Source organism: Bifidobacterium actinocoloniiforme DSM 22766 (assembly GCF_001263395.1).
GTDB classification, from domain to species: domain Bacteria; phylum Actinomycetota; class Actinomycetes; order Actinomycetales; family Bifidobacteriaceae; genus Bombiscardovia; species Bombiscardovia actinocoloniiformis.
Window position 1 is genome coordinate 1296709 of record NZ_CP011786.1, and the last position, 22778, is coordinate 1319486.

Here is a 22778-nt window from a genome sequence, read left to right on the forward strand (position 1 = left end):
GTGATTGCTCCTTTTTGTTTGGTTACAGATTGGGTCTATTTCTTGTTGGGGAAACCGCGCGATACGGTTTCGCCTGTTGTCCTTTCGGACAGAAACCTCTTGCAGGCCTCAACGATGTCGCCGGCCCCAGGCACATACCCCTGCTGGGAAGCGACCTCGGGTAGGAGGTCCAGACTTGCGCCCAACCAAGGTTTTGCAGCCTTGGTGAAGGCGACATCCGCCTGATCGCCCTGATAGATGGGCGACCCGGAGGCAGTCAGCACCTGGACCAGACCGGCCATGGCCTCATCCGAATCGATAAGGTCACGGATGGTACGAATCAGTCCTAGGCCTGGGCAGACCTGGCTACTGGGCAGGTCCCAGGAATGGTGCCCATGCGCCCAGGCGCGTTCCTCCTCACCTGGCAGGGACACCCTGGCTTCGACGCCGACCGGTATATCCAAGTCGAGATGGACGGTATCCGCATCCATTCGCCAGGACAGGGCCATCAACCCATACGGGGTCTGCTGGCTCATGTCGATACTGGTCAGGGCCGCATCGAAGACCGGTGCGATGCGGACCTTCCGCCACCCCGGCTCCTCCATTGCCACTCCGGCCAGTCCGGCAAGCATCCAATGCACGATGGCTCCCAGGGCATAGTGGTTGAATGAGGTCATCTCCCCAGGGTTGATGGACCCGTCAGGAAGCATGGAATCCCAACGTTCCCAGATGGTGGTGGCACCCATGCTCACTGGATAGAGCCAGCTCGGGCAGTGACGCTGGAGCAGAAGACGGACGGCCAGATGAGGATGCCCGCTCCTGACCAGGGCGGGGCAGACCAGGGGGGCCCCCAGGAAACCTGTGGAGATGCGGAAACCGCTGACCCGCACGATGTCCGCCAGCCGGTCACCGGCACCTTTTCGCTCTTGCGGGGTCTCCAGAAGATCCCAGACCAGGGCCATGGCATAGACCGAGGCGCAATCGGAGAGGATGGCTCCATTGTCGGTGACGTATTCGTGGCGGAAAGCCTGAGCCACCTTGTCGGCCAGCCGGTCATACCGCTTGGCCTCATCCGTCTGCCCCAGGGCAGCATGGGCCCGAGCCACCAGGCGGGTGGAATGGGCAAAGTAGGCCGTAGCCACCACGTCGGGATCGGCCTTGGAACCCCCGGGGTTGTCCGGCGGCGCATCCGGATCCAGCCAGTCACCAAATTGGAAACCTCCCCGCCAGAGGTAGGAGTCGCCGCATCGAGCCTCCACCCCGTTTACGAACCCATCCATCATCGGCAGGAACCGGCGCAGCACACCGGCATCCCCGGTAGACCGGTAAACGGCCCAGGGCACCAGTACCGCCGCATCACCCCATCCGCAGGTCAGCTTAGGACCGTCCAGCACATCGGGGACTACCACCGGGATGCCGCCGTCCTGCGCCTGAGCCTGGGCCATATCGACCAACCAGGAGGAGAGAAAACCGCCGGCATCGAAAAGACTGAGCGCGGTGGGTGCGAACATGGCGATATCACCCGTCCAACCCAGCCGTTCATCACGCTGCGGACAATCCGTGGGCACCGTGATGAAGTTATCCATGGTGGACCAGCGGGCGTTCTGGAACAGGCGATTCAGATCGGCATCCGAGGACCGGAAGGTGGCCAGGGGCTCCATCCGGGCCGAAACCAGACAGGCCTGCAGGTCCTCTGCCCGGAAATCGTCAATCCCCTCCACCTGGACATACCTGAAGCCATGCTGGGTGAACATCGGCTCCAGGTCTTCCTCCTGACCGGAGAGGATGAAACAATCAGTCGCCTTGGCATTACGGAGGGGCCGTGTGCCCAGCTCGCCCTTCTCCAGGACCTCCGCATGCTTCAGGACCACACGCTGACCAGCATGTCCGCTACTGACATGCATGCGGACCCAGCCCGAGAGATTCTGCCCGAAATCCACAATTCGTTTCCCTGAGGGGGTGACGATGATCTCCTGTCCGGGCAGGCGGTCGACGATCTGGGCCGGAGCGGCTTCCTGGGGCCTGATTCGGGACGACGGCATGGGGAGCTCTCGGACAGGATAGGTCTGTCCCTGGGGATTCAGAAGGGGAAGACGCATATCCTGGGTCTGACCATCGTAAAGGTCATTGGCCAGGATCGAGGACGAACGCCAGTTCCAGGCCTGATCCGTCACCAGAGTATGTTCCCCATCCCTGTCATGCCAGAGCAGGTTGGCCAGGACCCAAAGAGCACTCCCGTAGACGTCGGTACGGCAGGTCCACGAAAGCTGCCCGCGGTACCAGCCATTGCCCAGAATGATCGCCAGCTCATGCCGACCCGGCGTCAGCATGTGGGTCAGGTCATAGGTCAGGGCGTTCAAACGGTGATTGTAATCGGTCCAGCCCGGAGCCAACTGGTCGGACCCGACACGGCGCCCATCCAGGTAAACCACGAAAATACCCCCTGCGGTCAGATCCAGGCGAGCCAGGTCGCAGTCCTCCCCCACCATGAAATCACGCACCATGATGGGAGAGGCCTCTTCACGACCGACTGCAGGATTAGGGGTAATGGGACGACCGCCCCAGTCGGCATTGTCGAGCAGACCGGTCTCCACCATGGCAGGGTCCGACCAGGCCGACCAGACCCCGTCACCACCCGCGACCCGGACCCGTACACGGCAGGCCTGATGCGAGCCCAGGGGACTGCCTGGCCAAGCCACACAGACCTGATTGGAACCCTCCAGGTCGTACACCTCCGCCTGGGTATGACCCGACGCGATCTCCACCTGGGCCCTGGTCTGCTCCCAACCCTCAGGGGCCGAAAGAACCTTCCAGGACAGGGAGGGCCTTGCATCCTCATACCCCAAAACCTGTTCGCCAGCTTGGTGCAAACCAAAACGCGCCTTGGAAACCACCACCGATGTCATGGCCGCCTACCTTCCCCGTTCCGTCGGAATCCTACTTGACGCCCTTAATAAGCGGCATGATCAGAACACTGCAGAGGCTGAGTATTGCACCAATCAGCCAGAGCAGGGGGTAGTTGTTGCCGCTTGCCATGTTGATGATGAAGGGAGCCACCGCCGGAACCAGAACATTGGCACCGTTCAGGGCCAACCCGAAGACGCCCATGTCCTTGCCGGCGTCCTTGCTCTCGGGAAGAACCGCAGCGCAAAGAGCCAAATCGACAGTCATATACATGGCCTGGCCCACACAGAATATCTCCCAGGCAACCAGGAACTGGGTGAAGCTATGGGAGGAGCCCGCCAGAATCAGGGCAAAGGCCATAATAACGGCGGCCGCGATCACGAAGGGCTTCTTCCTGCCCAGACGATCGGTGAGGAAACCAGAGCAGGAGAAGAAGATGACCGAGATGGGGGCCGAGCAGAGGGTGAGCAGACCCGCCTTGTTACCCACCTGGTTCAAGGGGGTGTGCAGGCCGGAAATCAGGTAATACACGAAATAAGTCTGCATGGAGGCCATGGCCAGGCCCACCAGGAAGCGGGACAACCAGGTCCATCCGAAGTTCGGGTGTTTCCGGGGATTAACAAAGAATCCACCGAAGAGCTTCTTCACGCTGAGCGAGGGAACCTCGCTGCGGTCCTTGACCGGATCGCGGTACATGAGGAGCAGCGGAATTGAGGCAATCAAACCCAGCAGGATTGGTACGGTCATCAGGAGGAGACCATTACCGACCAGGGCACCTGTCAGGTAGGTACCAGCCGAGAAGGCGAGAGCACCAAAGAGGCCCATCAACCCCATGACCGTGCCGCGACGATTCTCCGGCACACCCTCAACGGCAATGACCGAGTAGGCATTGAAACCGGCCTGCATAGCCACAACCGAAATGACGTAAGCGGCACCCATCACCCAGGCGTTATCCGACAGACCCACCAAGGCGGCGGTCACCAACGAAACCAGGAGGCAACCGACAATCCAGGGACGGCGGCGACCGAACCTGCTGGTGGTCCTATCGGAAAGACCTCCGACCAGGGGAATGACGAACAACATCAGCAGGGAGCCCACCGAGGTTATACGACTGTAAACGGCATCCTTCTGTTCGGGCATGACGGCTGCCACGCGCAGGGAAAGTGCCGTTCCCAGACTCATGCACATGATGTACAAGCCGACAGCGGCAATCAGCACCAACGCGATGGTCTTGCCGGGGCTGGGATACTCGGGCGGCAGATAGCCCGGATCGTGGTCTGTCAGACCACTGGCCTCAAGGGTCTGACTGTCTTGTTCAGTCATGCTGGTCCTCCTTTGGACTGTAAAAACCTGTATTCCCCTTGGTGCATCCGAACGGGGATTCTCAACGAGGATTCAGCCGACGCGGCTTCGTGCGGAAACTCGCCAAGCGCTCCTTCCGATTCCGACTTCACAAGGGTTACTATTGTTTTTATCCACCTCTCGGCCCGGTCGAAAACTCAACTTCCACTCAATGGAAAAGTCATTGGAAAGTCCTATGCCCATTCATTAGCATTTCCCATAGTGGATATGGGAGCATATGGCTATGGCAGCAACTCAAGATTCCGGCAAAGTCCCGCGGAGTGGCGTACTTAAGCGGGCTTTCGCCATCCTTGACTGCTTCACTTCCGAACAACCGACATTGACCCTGACCCAGATCATGCAACGCACTGGCCTCCCGGCCAGTACCACAAGCAGGCTGCTCAAAGAGCTGACCACCAGCCAGGCCCTGACGCGGGACCGGTTCGGAGCCTACTCAATCGGAACCCGGTTGATGGAAATCGCCCAGTACGCCCAACCCATGCTCAACATCAGGGAATTGGCCTCACCCATCCTCGACAAACTGGCCAGCATGACAGACGAACACATACAGCTGGGCACCCTGGATGGTCTGGAGATGACCGTGCTGGACAGGCGGGAGGGAAAACACAAGATACCGATTTATTACCATATCGGTGATCGCCTTCCATTGGTGCCCACGGCCGTGGGCAGAACCCTTCTGGCCTATGCCTCCACGGAAACAATCGACCTCATCCTGAATGATGAGCAATTCACCTGGCCCACCTGGCAGACGCCCAGGCCCCCAGCTGGTCTGGTTCGTCAGGATCTGGAACGCATTCGGCACCAGCAGGTCGCCCTTCTGAAGGTCCCAGATGCTGCCGTTCATTCGGTCGCCTCTCCCATCTTCGGGAAAACCGGGTCAGTAATCGCCGCAATCGGCATCGTGGTCAACGCCAGCGAACATCAGCTGGAGAGCTACGTGCCCATCATCAAGGCAGGCGCCCGTGCGATAACGCGTCGCGTCACCAGTCCGAAGCCCTGCAGGGTCCTGCCGCCCTGGGAAGGAAACTGAAGAGGGCGCGTCTCCTGACCAGAGATATTCACAGCACTAATCCACCCGCGCATGGCCCCGCTGGATGGCATTCCCCACAGGCGGGGCTCACTCTCAAATAGCTCAAAAACGCCAAAGCGATACGATCCATTTGTGTACTCATCTTCAATATCCTTGTCCTTGTAGGCCGAATCCTCAGCCGCGAACGGCCCCTGCCACCATGCCGGAAATAACCTGCCTGTTCAGGAAGAAATACAGGATCAGCATCGGCACCATCGACACGACAATGGCGGAATAGGTGGCTCCAAGATCTGTCTGCCCATACATGCCGACAAAATCGTTCAGGCCGATCGGGAGGGTCTTCATGTCACTTTGCACCATGAGCGTGTTGGCGAAGACGAACTCGTTCCAGATGAAAACGAAGTTATAGGTCGCCACGGTGACCGTCGTATTGCGAGAAAGCGGCATTACGATCCGGGAGAACACCTGCCAGGTCCCGGCCCCATCGATACGGGCGGCCTCCAGTAGGGAATCCGGTATCTCCTTCATGTAGCTATAGTCACGAACGCCTAGACGCCCGCTATGTTAAAAGAAATACTCCTTTCGACCTGCTTAGCCTCTGGCGCCCTACCTTCCTCCAAGACCGGCATTGAGGAAAGCGCAGCCATCGCAGTCCCTTTACGCTAAAGCCAGCATTACAAAAGCCTTACATTCACTTAATACGACATAAGTAGCGTCGCGCCACCGGAAACCAGGAGCACAACGACACGGGAATACAGTTTCGCACGAACCTATAAACAAGCGAAAACAGGTCATATCCTGAACGGTCGACTTCCAACAAATTGAGCATGGATGCGAGCGGCTGCAGGTAATACGCTCTTGGTGAGGAATAAGTATCTTAGGCAAGAGATTTCGTCTAATAGCAGAATGAATAAAGAACATATGGTTACACTTAAACTGTTTATTAATATTCGAAATGTGAGAGAAAGGGGGTTGATTGAATGCCTAGCAAGGAGACACGGGACAAGAAAACAGCATCCGCATGGAAACGCTGGGGCGCGCCTGCAACCGTGGTGGTCGTCGTCGCATCATTCGCAAGCGGCTGGGGCTTATACCGCTGGAACGTTGAAAAGCACAACGAAGCACTGACCGAATGCCGGCAAGCGGAAACACGGTTGACCACTACGGCCAAAACGGGGGAGACGAAACTACTGGCGGAGGCGCGCATGGTGAGGACGGACCAGGTGGTCGACGCCGGTACGGTGACCGCCTTCCAAAAAGACGCTTTACCAGCTGAGCCGGTCAAGCCTGCGACCTGCCAAGCCTCCCAAGACGAGACCGCTTTGCGGGCGGCAGCTGAGCGAATGGACACTCAAGCCGACTCCCGCAAGGCGGCCATAGCCAAGGCGGAGCGGGCTGCGAAGGCTGTGTTGGCTTCGCGGGATGCGAAGAGTTTGGCGGACGCTAAGGCCGCGTTGAAAGCGAAGCAGGACGAGGGTTCGGCGCGTTTGGCGCAGACCGACGGGCAGGTGGCCGATGACGCCACCCGTGAGCGGCTGCTGCAGGCGTTGGACGCGGCGGGCAAGGTCTCCTCCTCGAAGCCGTCCGACTACCAGCAGGCGCAGGCCGCCATCCAGGCCGCGCTCGACCAGGTCAACGCCAGCGCGCAGGCGAAGGCCGAGGCGGACGCTCAGGCCGCGCAGCAGCCGGCCCCTTCATACGGTGGCGTCGGGAGCGCGCCCTCCTACCGGCCTCCTGCCAATCGCGGCGGCGGTGGCGGCGGGTACGCTCCGGCGCCAGCCCCCGCGCCCGCGCCGGCGGCGCACGCCGCGCCACAAGGCGGCGGATCAAGCGCTCAGAGCCGATTGCCTCCATTAGATACAAATCATCATGGTTGTAACCCGGATGGTTCGTGTGGTATTGGCTGATTGATTAAGAATGTGCCAGCGGGATTGGCTGGTTTGGACGCTACCTATCCCACTGGCGTTTTGAGGACGACCATAACGGTCATCCCCTTCATAGTAAGGGAAAGCATATGAAGAAACTGGAGTTATTAACCAATCCCAGCAGGGCGAGGAAGGGCGTGTCCATCGTTTCGGCGGTGGCGGCTTTGATCGCCGGAGTAGCGCTCGCCTGCGGCAACAACAATAGCGACGACTCCGAACCTATGGATATCTCGCGACAGCGGACCTACAAGGACAACGATGACAGAACCGATAGCGGTTACGACACATCCGCTGTCAATATAACTTTCATCGATATGGGTGCAGCTCCTTCGACAACCATTGTCAGCAAGGCCCAGGCCACGCTGAACGCATCCAACACCGATTGTGCCAAGCGATTCAACACTCCGCGCCTCGAACTAATCGTCCCGGCAGCCTGCCGTGTCATAAAAGTGAGGGCGATGACCGGTCCGAGCAGCCAATTCATCCACCAGATGCATCATCTCAGGTCTGGCTGTATGCAAACTCGGGCGAATACAATAAACAGGCGTATCTACAACAGCAACGCCTCTCAATGTGCAATAGCCGACACTTTTAACGACCAACAAGGCAAGCCCGTTAATCCTTCAGTTCTGAGTTCACATTCCCCAAAAAGCACTTCAGCCATCGAATATTGTGGCTTCATGCGTCTCGGAACGTGCGATTGCGCGCCACCAATGGTTCCATTGCTACCATGCCCGGTGCACTGCCTCCGCGGTTTCTCCCTCCCCACCCGCGTTCGGAGTGATTCTGGTCTTGTCCAAGAGCGTGACGAGCAGGTAGGAAATCAAACCAATGGCTATGCCGAACATAATCGGCCAGTTGCCCCCCAAAGCAAAGTCGGCCTTGTGGGTCATGCCACCATAGGCCATCGTGCCAGCGACTGTGAACGCGCTCATGACCAACGAGGCGAAACCGGCTCTAGGCGAGATCCTCTTGACCAGGAAGGAGAAAATGACGGGGATGAACACACAACCCTACAGAAAAGCGTACGCCAGGTCGAGCGCTTTGAACAGGTCCCCTATGGCCAGCGAGACGTCGATTGTGACCAATCCAACCACCAGCGCTATCCCGCGGTTAATCCACGCGTCCTTGCTGCTATTAGCCTGATTCTGCGAGTCATGCGAAATCTCCTCCGAAGGTCCACGACGGATGAAACGCACATACAAATCGTCGTAGACCACCGTCGAGCAAGCCAGGATGGTCCCGGAGGCCACGGACATAGAAGCCGCAAGCGCCACCGCAAGCAGCAACCCCACGACTCCCTGCGGTAGGAAAGCTGAGATACCAGCTTCAAACGCCATCGACGGGTCACTGAGCTTAATGCCGGCGGCATACACCGACATACCGAGCATAATGGCGGCCAGTGAATAGAAGATGGCGTACACGCCGGCAGTTATGGTACCCCTACGGGCAATCTTCGGAGTTCGAGCTGTGAACATCCGCTGCCAGATGTCCTGGCCGATCACCAATCCAAGTACCAAGTACATACAGTAGGACCCAGTACAAGGTTCCTGAAGGCCCGCATGTACCCAGATTCCAGTGACTTTGCGGTATCTTGCCCATAAACCCCGTAGTGCCCTTATCTTCGGGTCGGGGAGTAGAAAAAACGGTACGAGAAGCATGACTCCCAGAGCCTTAACACGAACTATGACCATTCACGAACAGTCACAAAACGGTCAGGCATTGGACCTTCTAAGGGATGAGGTGAAACGTCTCCGGACTGACAACGCAGTGCCAAAAGGAGCGAAATCACCGCTCTTTTGAAGCCCAGACCTCGGCATTGGCGGCAGCAGTGGGCCGGGAATCACAACGGCGCGCGTTCGGACCAAGGCCCCGGCCAACCTCAGGATTGAACGGCAGGCGCACGATCCCGTCCGAACGCCCGCGCATGATTCATTTCGATGACCACAGGGCTCCCGGCGCAGGCACACAGGGAACACCCCCTCTTACTCTTCTCGGCCGGGTCTTGCAAGGCGCCCACGCGCGCAAAACCCCTCAAAAAAAGCCTGAAGCAGGCGCCCGGGAGCTAGGCCTCAGTAATGCAGCGACATCAACAGATCCGCGACCTGATCGCGGGTGGCCTGATCAATGGTGGTAGCCTTATCCAGGATGATTTTGATTTGGCTAGCGACCTCGACAACCTGATCGGAATCCGAATCATCCACCAAAGCCTTTATCTGAAGCCACTCTGTGAACACTCGGTAAGCTTTGTCCTCGGCCTTGCTCTCATAAGTCAACGGCTTGCCCGAACGCTCGATGCGGCTGAGGGAATCCAAAGTCTCCGCAATCATGGTCCTCAAGGAGCGAGCTGCGATCCCCCGCTTGCGTTTTTTGTCAAAATAACTCTGATAAAAGGAGAAGAAGAGAGTGGTCAGCACCGCCGCCATCTCGGCCAACCCCGTGACCCACTCGGCAAGATTTCCTATTTCCATGCATCACAGGATACCGGAGGCCTTCGATACCGCGAATCCCGCCATCCCGGCGCCGTGCCGCGAAACCATCCCCTGAGCACACGGAACCGAGACGCGAGCGGAGACGCCCACCACGCCAGGGCGAAATCCACGCCTAGAGTGGACTTGCCCATGTTGCACTAGAGGTGTGGAAGTGGGTTTACGCATGACTGGGCATATCACCTGCCAAAATGAATTGTGAGGCTGCCAGAGAAGCCTAGCTACTCACGTAAAGGGGAGAAGACAATCATGGGAGAAGGGCAACAAACAGAAAACGTTAAACGGCCTGGGAAGCGGTGGGCCATTCCTGTCGCCGCCCTCGTCGTCGTGGTTTTGTGCGCTGGCGGTTGGGGGATTCACCGGCTGAAAACCTCTCGTCATGAGGATGCGGTGGCGGCGTGCCAGAACGCTGCCGGCCGGCTGACCCGCGCGGATAAACCTATAGGTTCGAAGCAACTGACGGAGGCGCGCGGGGTGCAGGCCGGCCAGGTGGCCGACGCCAAGACCGTTACCGGCTACCAGAGGGCCGTGAAAGCCGTGGCCACGGTCAAGCCAGCGTCGTGCGACGCCTCCCTGGGCACGTCGGATCTGCGGTCGGCTGCGGATCGGATGGACGCCGCCGCCGCCAAGCGCGAGGACCAGGACAAGTCCATCGAGCGGGCTGCGAAGGCGGTGTTGGCTTCGCGGGATGCGAAAACCTTGGCGGACGCGAAGTCGGATTTGAATGGGAGGAGGGATGAAGCGGCCAAGCTGTTGGGGGACAGTGATGGGAAGGTGGCTGATAACGCCACCCGCGACGCGTTGAGCAAGGCCATCGACCAGGCCGGCGGGGTCAAGGGCGATAAGGCAAAGGATTACCAGGACGCGGCTAACGCGCTGCGGTCGGCCATGGATCAGATCAACGCTTCGATGCAGGCGAAGGCCGAGGCGGACGCGCAGGCCGCCGGCCAGGCGGCGCCGGCCCCGGTCGTCCAGCAGGCGGCCCCGGTCCAACGGTCGGCCCCTTCCTACGGCGGGGACGGGTACGCGCCTTCCTACCGGCCTTCCGTTAATCGTGGCGGCGGCTGGTCCGCTCCGGCGCCAGCCCCCGCGCCAGCGCCAGCGCCTGCTGCGCCACAAGGCGGAGGCTCGAATTGGAGGGAAAGGCTCAACAGCCAAAAACCGATAGGCAATCATGGTTGTAATCCGGATGGTTCGTGTGGTATTGGCTGATTGATTAAGAATGTGCCAGCGGGGCTGAATACTTAGCAGGTTCCCGCCCCGCTGGCTAGGTTGGACGAGCACGTGTGCCCGTCCCCTTCATGGTAAGGGAAAGCATATGAAGAAACTGGGGTTATTCAGCAATCTCGGCAAGGCGAGAATGCCGTCAGGTGGCGAATACTGGATAGAGCCTGCCCAACTTTATCCATCTGGCAGGCGCCGCCGGGCGCAAACCACGTCAGCACACCGATGAACGCAATGACGAGAAATAGGATGACGTAGGCGTTCGGCATCGAGTTTTTCTTAACCTTCCTTTCAGCAGGTTTGCCCGAAGCCACACTCGCCATGAGTGTCTCCATCGACTTATTCAAATTCCGGCGATAACGCGGGCCTATACGCTTATTAACGGCACCCTACCGACCATGCGGAGGACGTGATAAGCGGTAATAGGTGGTCAAATTGAGGGCGCCTGCAGATCACCCAGAGTAGTGGCCATACCTGCTTTGATTGTGCGCGCCTGTTCTCGGTCTCCTTAAACTGGTGACCGTATCGAGGGCTACTGTGAAGGCCGAACGGGTTCGCGTAGATGTCTTTTCAAAACCATGTTCCTCCCCTTGAAATAGCTGTGGAGAACTCGCCAGCGTTTCAGGCACTTCAACTGAATTGCCAAACGATTAGTCAATTCAGTTCGTCAGCGCTGTAATTGCGCGTTAATAATACGGTCCGCCCTTGGGAGTGAGAATGACCTGTCATACGTACCGTCCTTGATCCGCGTATTTCTTCTTCAAAACACTGCAAGCTCTCCGCAAGCCCGACGGACGACGAATCAAGTAACTCTAGGTCGAAATCCAACCCGAATCATCTTCGGGTCGCCCTCCCCTCCTTGGCTACATTCAGACCATTACGGCAGACGCATGTTGCCAAACTCAATGGGGTTCACGATTCAAGAGAACACCTCTCCACAACAGTCCCACTCGACGGCTATGCGTTAAGTGGAGAGCACAACCTAGTGTGAGCATTGTCGAAGGTCGCCACGTTCATAGCGAAACCCGCGTTTCGTAGTAGTAGATGACTAATATTGGGCTCCTGGTATGCCCGCAGCACCCTGTGCCTGGCGGACGAGCCGGACCACGACCCCCGAAGGAAGACGACAATAACCATGAGGAACGTGCTTGCCATCGTCAGAAGAGACGCGCTGCGGTTGTTGCGTGTACCTGCGGCATGGGTGATTATGTTCGGCCTCGTCTTCATCCCGCCGCTCTACGCTTGGTTCAACGTCCTTGGCTTCTGGAATCCGTACGGGAACACGCTTAACATCCGCGTGGCCGTAGTGAATGAAGACAAGGGCGCCAACTCCGAAATCATGGGCAAGGTGAACCTGGGCGGCCAAATCGTCTCCCAGCTCAAGTCGAACAAGCAACTGGGCTGGCAGTTCGTGGACCGGGACGAGGCCCTTGACCAGGTCAAGTCGGGCAGGAGTTACGCGGCCATCATCATTCCGCGTGACTTCAGCAAGCAGCTCTCCAGTGTGGTGACCGACGGATCGGCCCGCCCCCAGCTCCAGTATTACGTCAACGAAAAGGCCAACGCCATCGCCACCAAGGTGACCGACACCGGCGCCGCCACGGTCGACAAACAGGTGAATAACACCTTCGTTTCCACCGTCTCCAAGGTGGTTTCCAGCGCGGTCGACACCACCAACGAGAACCTCAACCAGGCAAGTAAAGCGGCCGGCAACCAGGCGGAATCCGATCTCGCGGCCTTGCAGGGCAACATCAACAAAGCCCGCTCGACCATCAGCGATGTAAGCGGCCAACTCTCGCAGGTGCCCAACCAGACCCAGCAGGCGCGCATAGCCCTGAACCAAGCCGACAACCTCAAGAGTGACGCCGGCCGGTCGCTTTCCTCCATGTCCACACTGCTGAGCCAGGCCCAAGGCGAGCTCAACGGGTTCATCGACTCCTCTTCCACGAACCTCGATCAAGCGTCCTCCCAGCTGGGCCAGGCCAGCGCCCAGGCAAACGTGGCCGTCTCCCAGGCGACCGGCATGCTGGCCGAAGCCAATGGTGGCGTAGGTTCGGCGATCGCCCAAGCCAAACAGCTCAACCAGTCGAACGCGCAGATCATCAAGGATTTAGAGGACCTAGGCCTGCCGAACACCAGCGGCATCATCAACCAGCTCAAGGCTCAAAACCAGTCCCTAGGCCAATCAATCAGGGCCCTGGAGCAGCTGAACGCGGACACCGGCGCCACCATCGCCTCCACCGCCTCACTAGCGGACACCCTCAACCACGCCACCCAGAACTCCCTGTCCGCCTCAGGCAACGCCCGCAAAAACATCATCGCCGGAACCCTGCCCCAGCTCAACAACGGCTTGAACTCCCTCTCCTCCGCCTCGGGTGGCCTGGGCGCCAGGCTGAGCTCGCAAGGCACCACCATCGCGCAAGCGAAGGCGATCCTGGGCCAGCTGGATCAGGCCACCTCATCAACCCGCCAGTCCCTGGCCTCCACCGACTCCTACCTTTCCGGGCTGCAAGGCAAACTGACCACCCTCTCCACCGACATCGACGCGCTGGACACCGCCAACGCCCTGCCCCAAGTTTTTGGCAAAGACGGAAAGCTCGATGCGGCGAAAGTGGCGGACTTCATGCTTTCGCCCACCGTGCTCGACACTAAGGTGCTCTACCCGGTGGCTTCCTATGGCTCCGGCATGGCCCCCCTCTTCGTCAACCTCTCGCTATGGGTGGGCGCGTTCGTGCTGATGGTCATCGTCAAGCTGGAGGTGGACGACGAAGGCCTGGACGACCCCACGCCCACGGAGCGCTACTGGGGCCGTTGGCTCCTCCTAGCGCCCCTGGCGGCCCTGCAAGGCGTCACCACCACCATCGGGACCATACTGATCGGCGTGCAGACCATCTCAGCCCCCCTGTTCGTGCTGACCGGCGCAATCACCTCCCTGATATACCTGTCCATCGCCTACGCCCTCTCGACCACGTTCATGCACGTGGGCAAGGGCCTGTGCGTCGTGTTGGTCATCCTGCAGATTCCCGGCGCATCCGGCCTCTACCCCATCGAGATGATGCCCTCCTTCTTCCGCCGGCTCTACCCCTTCTTCCCGTTCACCTACTCAATCAACGCCCTGCGCGAGACGATCGGCGGCTTTTACCGCAACGATTGGGCCATGGACCTGGCCAAGCTCGGTGTATTCGCCCTTCTCTTCTTCGTCCTCGGCATCTACGGGCGGCCCCGGCTCAACAACCTCAATCGCTTGTTCGCCCGCGAAATCGAGGACTCGGACATGCTGGTCGGAGAGCCGGTGGAGCGCATCAGCAGCGAATTCTCCTTGGCCCAGGCCCTGGCCGTGCTCGCCAATAAGGACGAATACCGGCAGGCGATCGTGGCGCGCGCCACCAGCTTCGCCCGGCTGTACCCCCGGCTCAAGCGAGGGGCCCTGATCGCCGGCATCGTCGTGCCCGCCATCCTGGCGGTCACCTTCTCCTTCACTTCCGGCACTATGGTGACCGCCCTGGCGGCCTGGGTCATCTGGATTCTGGTCATCATCGCCTTCCTGATGGCGATTGAGATGATGCGAGACCATGTGGTGCGCCAAATTCGTCTGGGCACTTTGTCCGAGCAGACCATTCGCGGCATGGTCTTCGACTTCGACCGCCCCCGACGCAAGATTCGGCGCAGGCGGCGGGCCGCCATGCCGGCCCACCTGCCTTCGGACGTGACCAATCCCGCGGCCAAGCGGGATTAAGCGTGGGAAGCGGATGAGGTTGACGGAGCGGATGGAGCGAACAGTGCTGCCTAAGCAGGTGAAACGGATATGCCAAACCAGGGGAAGGAAGTGAACGGGCATGAAGTCCATGTGGGAGCTCTTCACCGGTGACCTCAAGCGAATCACCTCCAACATCGTCTCCATCATCATCGTCATAGGGCTCGTCGTGATCCCAGGCCTGTTCGCGTGGTTCAACGTGGCGGCCAGCTGGGACCCCTTCTCCAACACCAAAAACCTCAAGTTCGCGGTAGCAAATGTGGATAAAGGCTATAAATCCGACCTCATCCCGGTCAAGGTGACGGTGGGTGACCAGGTGGTCAACGAGCTGCGCGCCAACAGCCAGCTGGATTGGACCTTCACCTCCAAGGATGACGCCATCGACGGCACTAAATCCGGCAAGTACTACGCCTCCGTCGTCATTCCCGAAAACTTCAGCCACGACATGATGACCTTCTTCTCGGCCGACGCCCACCACGCCAAGCTGGCCTACTACTCAAACGAGAAGACCAACGCCCTGGCCCCTAAGGTCACTGGGCAGGGCGCCGACCAGGTGGCCGGGCAGATCAATGAGATGTTCGCCAAGACCATCACCGGCACCGCGCTGTCCATCGCCTCCCAGCTGGCGGACGAGATGGATCGGCCTGAGGCCAAGACCATGCTGACCCGGTTCACCGGCAACGTGGACGATGTCGCCAAAGAGCTGAGTCAAGCCAGCGCCATCCTCAACAACTTCGACTCCCTTTCCCAGGACGCGCAAGGCCTGATGACATCCTCCACCCAGATGGTCGACTCCTTGTCGGACGGAGCCAACCAGGCCGGACGTGACTTGCAGAACGCCAATCATCAGGTGAGTGACGTGTCCGGCGCGCTCGACTCCACCGCTAAGAGCTTGTCGGATGCCTTGGTCGCCTCATCCTCCTCCTACGATGCGGTGGGCAGCAGCATCGATTCCACCTTCCAAACTGCTAATCATTCAGTGGCGGACGCGGCCGCCGGCCTCAACCGCGAGTCCCAGCAGGTGAGCCAGCAGGCCGACCAGTACCAGCGGATCCGCGGCGCTCTGGTCGCTACCACCGGCGAGAACTCGGTCTCCCAGCGCCTGGACGCGGTGATTTTGCAGCTCCGCCAGCTCAGCTCCTCCCTATCATCCACCGCCGCAAACGTGAGCAACAGGAACGCGCAGTCCGCCCAGCAGCGGCAGCAAATCAAGGATCTGGCCGCCCAGGCCAAAGCTTCGATCTCCGGCGTTTCCAGCGATTTCAACACCAAGCTCAGGCCGCAAATCAAGCAGATCGCATCCTCGGTCAACGCGACCACCGCCACGCTCGGGTCCGCAAGCTCACAGCTCAAGAGCACCTTGAGCGGGTTAAGAACCGACACCAGCGCGGTGAATAAAGACATGGCCGACGTGAACGACATGCTCAGCTCCATGTCAGCCACGATGGCTAAGACCAGCGACCGCCTGACCGACTTCACCGGCAAACTCAACGCCGCCCTGACCAGCGGCGACATGGACACGGTCCGCCGAATCCTGGGCTCCAACGACCCGGAGACGCTGGCCGCCACTCTGGCGGCGCCGGTCAAACTCAGCCGCACAACCCTGTACCCGGTGCAGTCCTTTGGCGCGGCCCTGACCCCCTTCTACACCCTGATCCCCTTGTGGGTGGGCTCCCTGTTGATGGCGGTCACGCTGAAAATCACGGTCTCCCGCCGCACACGCGAAGCCCTAGGCGATCCAAAGCCCCACCAGCTCTTCCTGGGGCACTTTGGCGTGTTCGCGGTGATTTCCCTCCTGCAGTCCACCTTCTCTTGCGCCGGTTCCCTCCTCTTCATCAGAGTCCATGCGGCGCACCCCTGGCTGTTCATGGCCACCGGCTGGATCAGCGGACTGGTTTACGCCTTCTTCATCTACACCCTTGTCGCCTCCTTTGGCAACGTAGGCAAGGCCATAGGCGTGATTTACCTGGTCATGCAGATTTCCGGCTCCGGGGGCGCCTACCCCTTGCAAGTACTGCCAGGCTTCGTCTCAGCGGTCAACCCGTATCTGCCGGTCTCCCACTCAATACAGGCCATGCGCGCCGCAATCGCCGGCATCTACATGAACGACTATTGGATCGAGATCAGCAAGCTCCTCCTCTTCGTGCCGCCCATGATCCTGCTGGGCCTGGTCCTACGCAAGCCCCTAGTCAAGTTCAACCAGTGGTATGTATCCAAGATAGAAGCCACCAAACTCATGGAGTAATGCGCTCCTCTCCTCTTCCTCGTTGATTTAAATGTACAGATTTTTGTACAATATCGAACGACACTAGTCTACCGGACTGGGGAGGAGGACGACATGCAGGCCGTAGCGTACAGCAACTTCCGCAAGAGCCTTAAGGCGTACATGCATAAGGTCAACGAGGACGCGGATATGCTCCTGGTGACCAACACCGACCCAGAAGACAACGTGGTCGTGATGAGCGCCGATGATTACGACTCCCTCATGGAGACCCTACGCATCTACCAAAACCCGTATCTGCGCGATAAAATCACCCGCGGTCTGGCAGCGGTAGCTCAGGGCCAGGCCAGCGAACACAGCCTGGTCGACGACGACGAGCCGGAGCGCCGGGCGGCGGCATGATTCTGGGCTGGACCGAAGACGCTTGGGAGGACTACCGCTACTGGCAGTCCCAGGACCGTAAAACCCTCAAGCGCATCAACACCCTGATTCTCGACACCCTCCGCCATCCCGACTCCGGCATCGGCAAGCCCGAGCCGCTCAAGTGGGGTCTCCAAGGCGCCTGGTCGCGCCGCATAGACTCCGCCAACCGCCTCATATACACCTTCACCGCCACCAAACTGACCATCCTCTCCGCCCGCAGCCACTACCAATAAGCCGCCCACTGATCGCTCCCAGCCCTTATATGCTGGGTTTATGGACGAGGGTTGGAAGGCTGGACCGGATTGGGGCGGCTCGGCAGAGGCGTAACCCCACGGCGATCGCTGAGTTGCCGAGCGGATTCACGGTTTTTGCGGATATGCGGTTCCTGCCTGGCTGGCGCATTCTGCTCCCCCACCGGCACGTGGGCTCGCTCAATGAGCTCGGCATGGAAGAGCGGTCTCAATCCCTGCTGGACATGTCGGTCCTGGGAGACGCGACACTGGCGGTCTGCCAACCCGGGCGCATCAACTACGACATCCTGGGCAACACCGACGAATACCTGCATGCCCACGCCTACCCACGCTACGATTAGGAACCGCCCGACCACCAGCCCCTCCCCGCCTGGCTCTACGAAAACCGCTACTGGTCTGACCCCGCCACCGCCTTCAACCCGGTCCGCCGCTGCCAACTCATGACCGACCTAGGCTCCTCCCTCAGTGCACATACCGAGATTGGCGCCAGGAGTGCGGCATGACTGCCCCGGCGGAAGCAGCGGCCATCGCCCGGTATAGCAGGGAAAGCTCCACCAGGTTCTCGCCAAGTCGCGCACGTAGATGGAGGTGATCGCGCGCAATAGACGTTATTAGCTTACGGGATTTCCTTTCCTTTTCACCGCCCACAGTCCGAGCAACACCATCGAAACAGCGAGCCGGGCCAGCAGGTGGGGCGGATTGATGTGGCCATACATGCTGAATCCGTTAACGACGGCGGCCGCGATCAAGCCTAACAGGCCGATTGGCAGGAGCCAGTCCCAGCGTAAGGCGGCCAGGAGGCAGCAAGCGAAGAGGAGTGTGGCCAGAAGCGGCCAGACCGGCACACTCCCCATAAGAGCCAATGCGGAAATAATCATCAGCCCTGCGTATATGACCACCGCACTGACGTAGATGGCATTCAGGATTCTCATACTGCCCCTTTCGTGCTTCAATTGAAACATATGGGGGGGGGGACCCCCACAGCAAATTGCGCAGAAAAGTCGGCGCACAGGAAGAGGCGGCATGCAGATCGGCGAATTCGCGCACCGGCATCAGACCACCAAGGACACGGTGCGCTTTTACATGGTGGCTGGGCTGCTGCAGCCCAGCCGAGCAGGCCGCAACTAAGACTTCGGTCCACCGGAGAAAGAGGCCCTTGAAGAAGACAAATCCTTAAGAGGCATGGGATTCTCGATAGCCACCATCGTCGAAATCCATGGCAGGCATGAGACTCAATGCGGCACCCGGGAACAACGGGAAGCCAACCTGGACCTAGTGAATCGGGAATTTGCCTCCATCGCCCAACAGCAGGCCGATCTCGCCCGCCGCACCGCCTCTCTCAAAACGGCGAAGAAGGAACTGGAACAGCTCCTAGGCTGAGCCCTCCATCCACCAGATTCAAGGCCTGCCCGGAAGTGCGACCGCTCGAAAAATCCGGTTAGAATAGAGAGGACTATATCAGCGGTCAGGGTGGACCGACGAAAACCAAGGAGTCACGCGATGAAACCAATGACGGCGTTTACCACGGATTTACAGCACTCGGGCATGATCGCCTGGGACTTGGACGAGACGATCAAGTTCTACACGGAGAAGATGGGCTTCGAGCTGGTGGACACCTTCTTTAACGGAGGCAACCGCTGCGCCTTCCTGCGCTACGGGCACCTGACGATCGAGACCTGGGAAGGCGAGACCGCGCCGATGACGACGGGCGCCATCAACCACTGGGCCCTGGACGCCCCCGACATCGAGGCCGCCTGGGCCAACGCCAAGGCGCTGAACCTGAACATCAAGGAGAAGGAGATCCAGTCGATCCCCTCCTTCTGGGACCACGGCATCCGCTACTTCAACATCTGGGGCCCCAACAAGGAAACCATCGAATTCTGCCAAATCCTGTGAGCGGGCGCCGAGCCGGCGCACACCCCAAGAAGCCGAGCCCGATCATCGCGATCGTGGGACGGGAAGAGCCCGCGAAGGCCATTCCATTCCAGAGGGCGACGCCCCCCCCCATCATTGAGGACCATCTGATGCGCGGCAAGGCTCAGTGACGACCTTAAGCCAGGCGCCTCGAAGATCATGCCGGCGAGGATGTGCGGTTCCATACAATATTGGGGCTATCAGGGGTGGTTTCCACGGGGGCGAGCGGATAGATTGGGAAGTGCAGTAGCAGTGAGTCGGCCCAACGTCGGGCCGCTCAACGAAAGGAAGTTCACAGATGAGCTTGGAACATGTGACCGTAACCGGCGGGGGCGTGCTGGGTAGCCAGATCGCCTACCAGTCGGCTTTTAAGGGTAAGGCCGTCATCATTTACGACATCAATGACGAAGCCATCGCGCAGGTCAAGAAACGCGTGAATGGCCTACGTGATTCTTATAAGAACGACATTAAGGCCACCGACGGGCAGTTCGACGCCGGACTCGGCCGCCTGTCGTTCACTACCGACCTGGCCTCGGCCGTGGCAGATGCGGACCTGGTGATCGAAGCGGTGCCCGAGCGCCCCTCAATCAAGCACGGCCTGTACCAGAACCTGGCCAAGATGGCCCCTGAGCGCACCATTTTCACTAGCAATTCCTCCACCTACGTGCCCTCCACTTACATGGAGGATACCGGCCGGCCGGACCGCTTCCTCAACCTCCACTTCGCCAACCAGGTCTGGAAGAACAACACCGCCGAGATCATGGGCTCGCCCAAGACGGACCCGGCGATATACCAGCAGGTCGTGCAGTACGCGCGCGAAATCGGGATGGTGCCGATCGAGCTGAAGAAGGAGCAGCCGGGCTATGTCCTCAACACCTTGCTGATCCCGCTGCTGGATGCCGGCAGTTACCTCTGGGGCCAGGACATCGCCGACCCGCACACCATCGATAAGACCTGGATGATCGGCACGGGCGCCCCCATGGGCCCGTTCGGGATCATGGACCTGGTAGGCCTGCGCACTTGCTACAACATCACCAAGGAGCAGCAGGGCGACGACCCTAAGGCCCAGCCTTACCTGGAGAAGATGAAGGCCATGCTGGACGAGGGCAAACTAGGCCGCGAGTCGGGTGAGGGCTTCTATCATTACCCCAACCCCGAGTTCGCCGACCCCGCTTTCCTCAAGGCCTGACGGTCCGTCCGGCCGCAGCGGCGCAGCAGCCGCCAATCCGGCCTGCGACCCACACACCTAAGACGTAAGCCCGGCGCGAGGTTCCCCACCAGCGAAATGCTCGGAAAGACGGGCCGCCGGGCTTTGTCATGCGCGGAAATCCCAGCCCCCAGCCCGGTCCAGTTGGCCATAAGAGCGCGATTCAGACGGCGCAAGCCCTGAGCGAGGCGCAGCGAGCCCCCAGTGATAAACTCACACATTATGACATTGTTGTGAAGAAAGATGACAGCCCAGAGGCGAACCAGAGCCAGCAAGACCAAGACCACGGCCGCAGGAGCCGGGAAGAAAACATGACAGCCGAGAATACTACGAATACCCACATGAATACGAGCCGCGAGGATGGGGCCAAGCCCAACAGCCCAGCGGCGGAAGCGGACGGAGAGCCCGACAGTAAGGGCGGGATGCCCCGCAAGCCAAAGAAACAGACCCCATACAGCTTCCGCAATTGGCGACGGCGCCTACATGTGAGCGATGTGACCGTCGTCGAGAAAGCCACGCTCAAGCGTGCCGTCGCAGGCACCGTGGTCGGTAACTTCATGGAATGGTACGACGTGGGCGTGTACGGCTACCTGGCCATCACGATCGGCGTGGTCTTCCTGTCCGACGCCTCGCCCGCCATCCAGCGGCTCTTCTCCCTGGGCGTGTTCGCGGTTACTTTCATAGCCCGCCCCCTGGGCGGCATCGTGCTTGGACAACTGGGAGACAAGCTGGGCCGCCAGCGCATCCTGGCCTTCACCCTCCTGTCCATGTCGGGCGCAACCCTCCTGATCGGCCTGCTGCCCGGCTATAGCGCTATCGGGTTCTGGGCGCCTCTGGCCCTGATCATCCTCAAGCTGGCCCAGGGCTTCTCGACCGGTGGCGAGTACGCCGGTGCCACCACCATGGTCACCGAGTACGCGCCCGACCGCCACCGCGGCTTCTTCGCCTCCCTCCTCGACGTAGGCTCTTACTTGGGCTTCGCTTTTGGCGCGGGTTTGGTCTCCCTGATCGAGTTCAACCTCAGCCCCGAGGCCATGCAAGCCTGGGGTTGGCGCATCCCCTTCATCCTCGCCCTGCCGCTGGCCGCGATCGCGGTCTACTTCCGTACCAGGGTGGAGGACACCCCCGCCTTCCAGCAGGCGCAGAACGCCACGACAGAGAAGACCGCGGCCGAGCATAAGGGCGTCATCAGCCTGATCCGCGGGTACTGGAGGGAGCTGCTCATGGCATTCGTGCTCGTGGCGGCCGCCAACACGCTGGGTTACACGCTGACCACCTACATGCCCACCTACCTGACGACCACCCTGCACCAGAACATGGCGCAATCCAATCTGTTGACCCTACCCATCCTGCTGATCGTGGCCGCTTGCATCCCACTCACAGGCGCGCTTTCCGACAAGTTCGGCCGCAAGAAGATCCTGTTCGCGGGCGCCCTTACCGGCCTGGCGCTGGTCATCCCCGCATTTGAACTGATGGAACAGGGCACCGCGGGCACCACCTTCCTGGGCCTGCTGCTGATCGCGATTCCAGTCATCTTCTTCGTGGCGAACCTGGCCTCATCGCTGCCGGCCCTCTTCCCCACCGCCTCCCGCTATGGCGGCATGGGCCTGTCCTACAACCTGGCCGTCGCCATCTTCGGCGGCACCGCGCCCCTAATCATGGAGGCCCTGGTCTCAGCCACCGGACGTGACCTGGCCCCGGCCTACTGGATCATGTTCACCTCCGCCTGCGGCCTGGTCACCGTGCTCTTCCTCAAGGAGTCGGCGCGCAAGCCCATGCCCGGCACCCTGCCCACGGTCTCCAGCCAGCAGGAGGCACGCGACCTGGTCGCCACCCAAGACAAGAACCCGGATCTGGATGTCAAGGCCATCATCAAAGACGCCGAGGCCAACGGCACCCGCCAAGTCCCCGAAACCATAAAAACCGCCGCCCGGGCCATCCGCGAAACCCAGCAAATGTGAGACAGCGCGAGGCCACCCAATACACCGCAAGAGACGGAAGGGCGGCCTCTCGCTGTATGGAACGCGCTCGATTGCGCGCGCAATCGGCCCATTCGACCCCGACCCTGGCGAACGATTCACCTTGGGGCGACGAC

21 protein-coding genes are annotated in these 22778 nt (G+C 60.1%); 13 read left to right on the plus strand and 8 right to left on the minus strand.

Going from position 1 to position 22778, the window contains the following annotated elements; genetic code table 11:
• Positions 1-35: 35 nt before the first annotated feature.
• Both AB656_RS05370 and AB656_RS05375 read right to left on the minus strand, forming a co-directional pair.
• Positions 36-2885 carry an alpha-L-rhamnosidase gene (locus AB656_RS05370; RefSeq protein ID WP_051905395.1) on the minus strand — a complete coding sequence of 950 codons (2850 nt, stop codon included), beginning with the start codon at positions 2883-2885 and terminating at the stop codon, positions 36-38.
• Between the two features lie 31 nt (positions 2886-2916).
• Positions 2917-4206: an MFS transporter gene (locus AB656_RS05375; RefSeq protein ID WP_033503976.1), complete on the minus strand. Its 1290-nt coding sequence runs from the start codon at positions 4204-4206 to the stop codon at positions 2917-2919.
• 262 nt (positions 4207-4468) lie between these two features.
• Here AB656_RS05375 and AB656_RS05380 point away from each other — a divergent pair, with 262 nt between their 5' ends.
• A complete protein-coding gene (locus tag AB656_RS05380; RefSeq protein WP_158336164.1) occupies positions 4469-5275 on the plus strand; it encodes an IclR family transcriptional regulator in 807 nt (268 codons plus the stop codon).
• A 174-nt stretch (positions 5276-5449) separates the two neighbouring features.
• On the opposite strand, the gene AB656_RS05385 is transcribed toward AB656_RS05380, so the two are convergent.
• A complete protein-coding gene (locus AB656_RS05385) occupies positions 5450-5803 on the minus strand; it encodes a carbohydrate ABC transporter permease (RefSeq protein ID WP_051905396.1) in 354 nt (117 codons plus the stop codon).
• 452 nt (positions 5804-6255) lie between these two features.
• Between AB656_RS05385 and AB656_RS05390 the strand changes: the two genes are divergently transcribed.
• Positions 6256-7182, plus strand: a complete 927-nt coding sequence (locus AB656_RS05390; RefSeq protein ID WP_144418946.1) for a hypothetical protein — start codon at positions 6256-6258, stop codon at positions 7180-7182.
• Positions 7183-7925: 743 nt separating this feature from the next.
• On the opposite strand, the gene AB656_RS05395 is transcribed toward AB656_RS05390, so the two are convergent.
• The 3 genes from AB656_RS05395 to AB656_RS05405 form a co-directional block, all read right to left on the minus strand.
• Entirely contained in the window at positions 7926-8207 is a 282-nt protein-coding gene (locus tag AB656_RS05395; RefSeq protein ID WP_051905398.1) for a hypothetical protein, read from the minus strand.
• Between the two features lie 6 nt (positions 8208-8213).
• Positions 8214-8894: a sodium:solute symporter family transporter gene (locus AB656_RS05400; RefSeq protein WP_081924920.1), complete on the minus strand. Its 681-nt coding sequence runs from the start codon at positions 8892-8894 to the stop codon at positions 8214-8216.
• Between the two features lie 378 nt (positions 8895-9272).
• Positions 9273-9671 carry a hypothetical protein gene (locus AB656_RS05405; protein WP_033503973.1) on the minus strand — a complete coding sequence of 133 codons (399 nt, stop codon included), beginning with the start codon at positions 9669-9671 and terminating at the stop codon, positions 9273-9275.
• A 267-nt stretch (positions 9672-9938) separates the two neighbouring features.
• On the opposite strand from AB656_RS05405, the gene AB656_RS05410 reads away from it, so the two are divergent.
• Positions 9939-10901: a hypothetical protein gene (locus AB656_RS05410; RefSeq protein WP_152593110.1), complete on the plus strand. Its 963-nt coding sequence runs from the start codon at positions 9939-9941 to the stop codon at positions 10899-10901.
• Between the two features lie 125 nt (positions 10902-11026).
• Here the strand turns inward: AB656_RS05410 and AB656_RS05415 are convergent, their stop codons facing one another.
• Positions 11027-11236 carry a hypothetical protein gene (locus AB656_RS05415; RefSeq protein ID WP_033503971.1) on the minus strand — a complete coding sequence of 70 codons (210 nt, stop codon included), beginning with the start codon at positions 11234-11236 and terminating at the stop codon, positions 11027-11029.
• An 812-nt stretch (positions 11237-12048) separates the two neighbouring features.
• Between AB656_RS05415 and AB656_RS05420 the strand changes: the two genes are divergently transcribed.
• From AB656_RS05420 to AB656_RS08025, 5 genes are all read left to right on the plus strand, one after another.
• Positions 12049-14649 carry a YhgE/Pip domain-containing protein gene (locus AB656_RS05420; protein ID WP_051905400.1) on the plus strand — a complete coding sequence of 867 codons (2601 nt, stop codon included), beginning with the start codon at positions 12049-12051 and terminating at the stop codon, positions 14647-14649.
• Positions 14650-14749: 100 nt separating this feature from the next.
• Positions 14750-16912, plus strand: coding sequence for a YhgE/Pip domain-containing protein (locus tag AB656_RS05425; RefSeq protein WP_033503962.1), 2163 nt, complete (start codon positions 14750-14752; stop codon positions 16910-16912).
• Between the two features lie 93 nt (positions 16913-17005).
• Entirely contained in the window at positions 17006-17290 is a 285-nt protein-coding gene (locus AB656_RS05430; protein ID WP_033503961.1) for a type II toxin-antitoxin system Phd/YefM family antitoxin, read from the plus strand.
• Complete coding sequence (locus AB656_RS05435) at positions 17287-17544, plus strand: Txe/YoeB family addiction module toxin (RefSeq protein WP_033503960.1); 258 nt, start codon at positions 17287-17289, stop codon at positions 17542-17544. The genes AB656_RS05430 and AB656_RS05435 overlap by 4 nt, the downstream gene beginning before the upstream one ends.
• 212 nt (positions 17545-17756) lie before the next feature.
• Entirely contained in the window at positions 17757-17903 is a 147-nt protein-coding gene (locus tag AB656_RS08025) for a hypothetical protein (RefSeq protein WP_193786715.1), read from the plus strand.
• Positions 17904-18173: 270 nt separating this feature from the next.
• On the opposite strand, the gene AB656_RS05445 is transcribed toward AB656_RS08025, so the two are convergent.
• A complete protein-coding gene (locus tag AB656_RS05445; protein WP_033503959.1) occupies positions 18174-18494 on the minus strand; it encodes a hypothetical protein in 321 nt (106 codons plus the stop codon).
• Positions 18495-18585: 91 nt separating this feature from the next.
• Here AB656_RS05445 and AB656_RS07860 point away from each other — a divergent pair, with 91 nt between their 5' ends.
• From AB656_RS07860 to AB656_RS05465, 5 genes are all read left to right on the plus strand, one after another.
• Entirely contained in the window at positions 18586-18690 is a 105-nt protein-coding gene (locus AB656_RS07860) for a MerR family transcriptional regulator (protein ID WP_144418947.1), read from the plus strand.
• Positions 18691-18744: 54 nt separating this feature from the next.
• Positions 18745-18942, plus strand: a complete 198-nt coding sequence (locus AB656_RS05450; RefSeq protein WP_033503958.1) for a hypothetical protein — start codon at positions 18745-18747, stop codon at positions 18940-18942.
• 120 nt (positions 18943-19062) lie between these two features.
• Complete coding sequence (locus tag AB656_RS05455) at positions 19063-19458, plus strand: VOC family protein (protein ID WP_236681857.1); 396 nt, start codon at positions 19063-19065, stop codon at positions 19456-19458.
• 316 nt (positions 19459-19774) lie between these two features.
• A complete protein-coding gene (locus AB656_RS05460; RefSeq protein ID WP_033503956.1) occupies positions 19775-20665 on the plus strand; it encodes a 3-hydroxyacyl-CoA dehydrogenase in 891 nt (296 codons plus the stop codon).
• A 329-nt stretch (positions 20666-20994) separates the two neighbouring features.
• Positions 20995-22644 (plus strand): MFS transporter, encoded by a 1650-nt coding sequence (locus AB656_RS05465; protein ID WP_236681858.1) that lies wholly within the window; start codon positions 20995-20997, stop codon positions 22642-22644.
• The last annotated feature ends 134 nt before the right edge of the window (positions 22645-22778 follow it).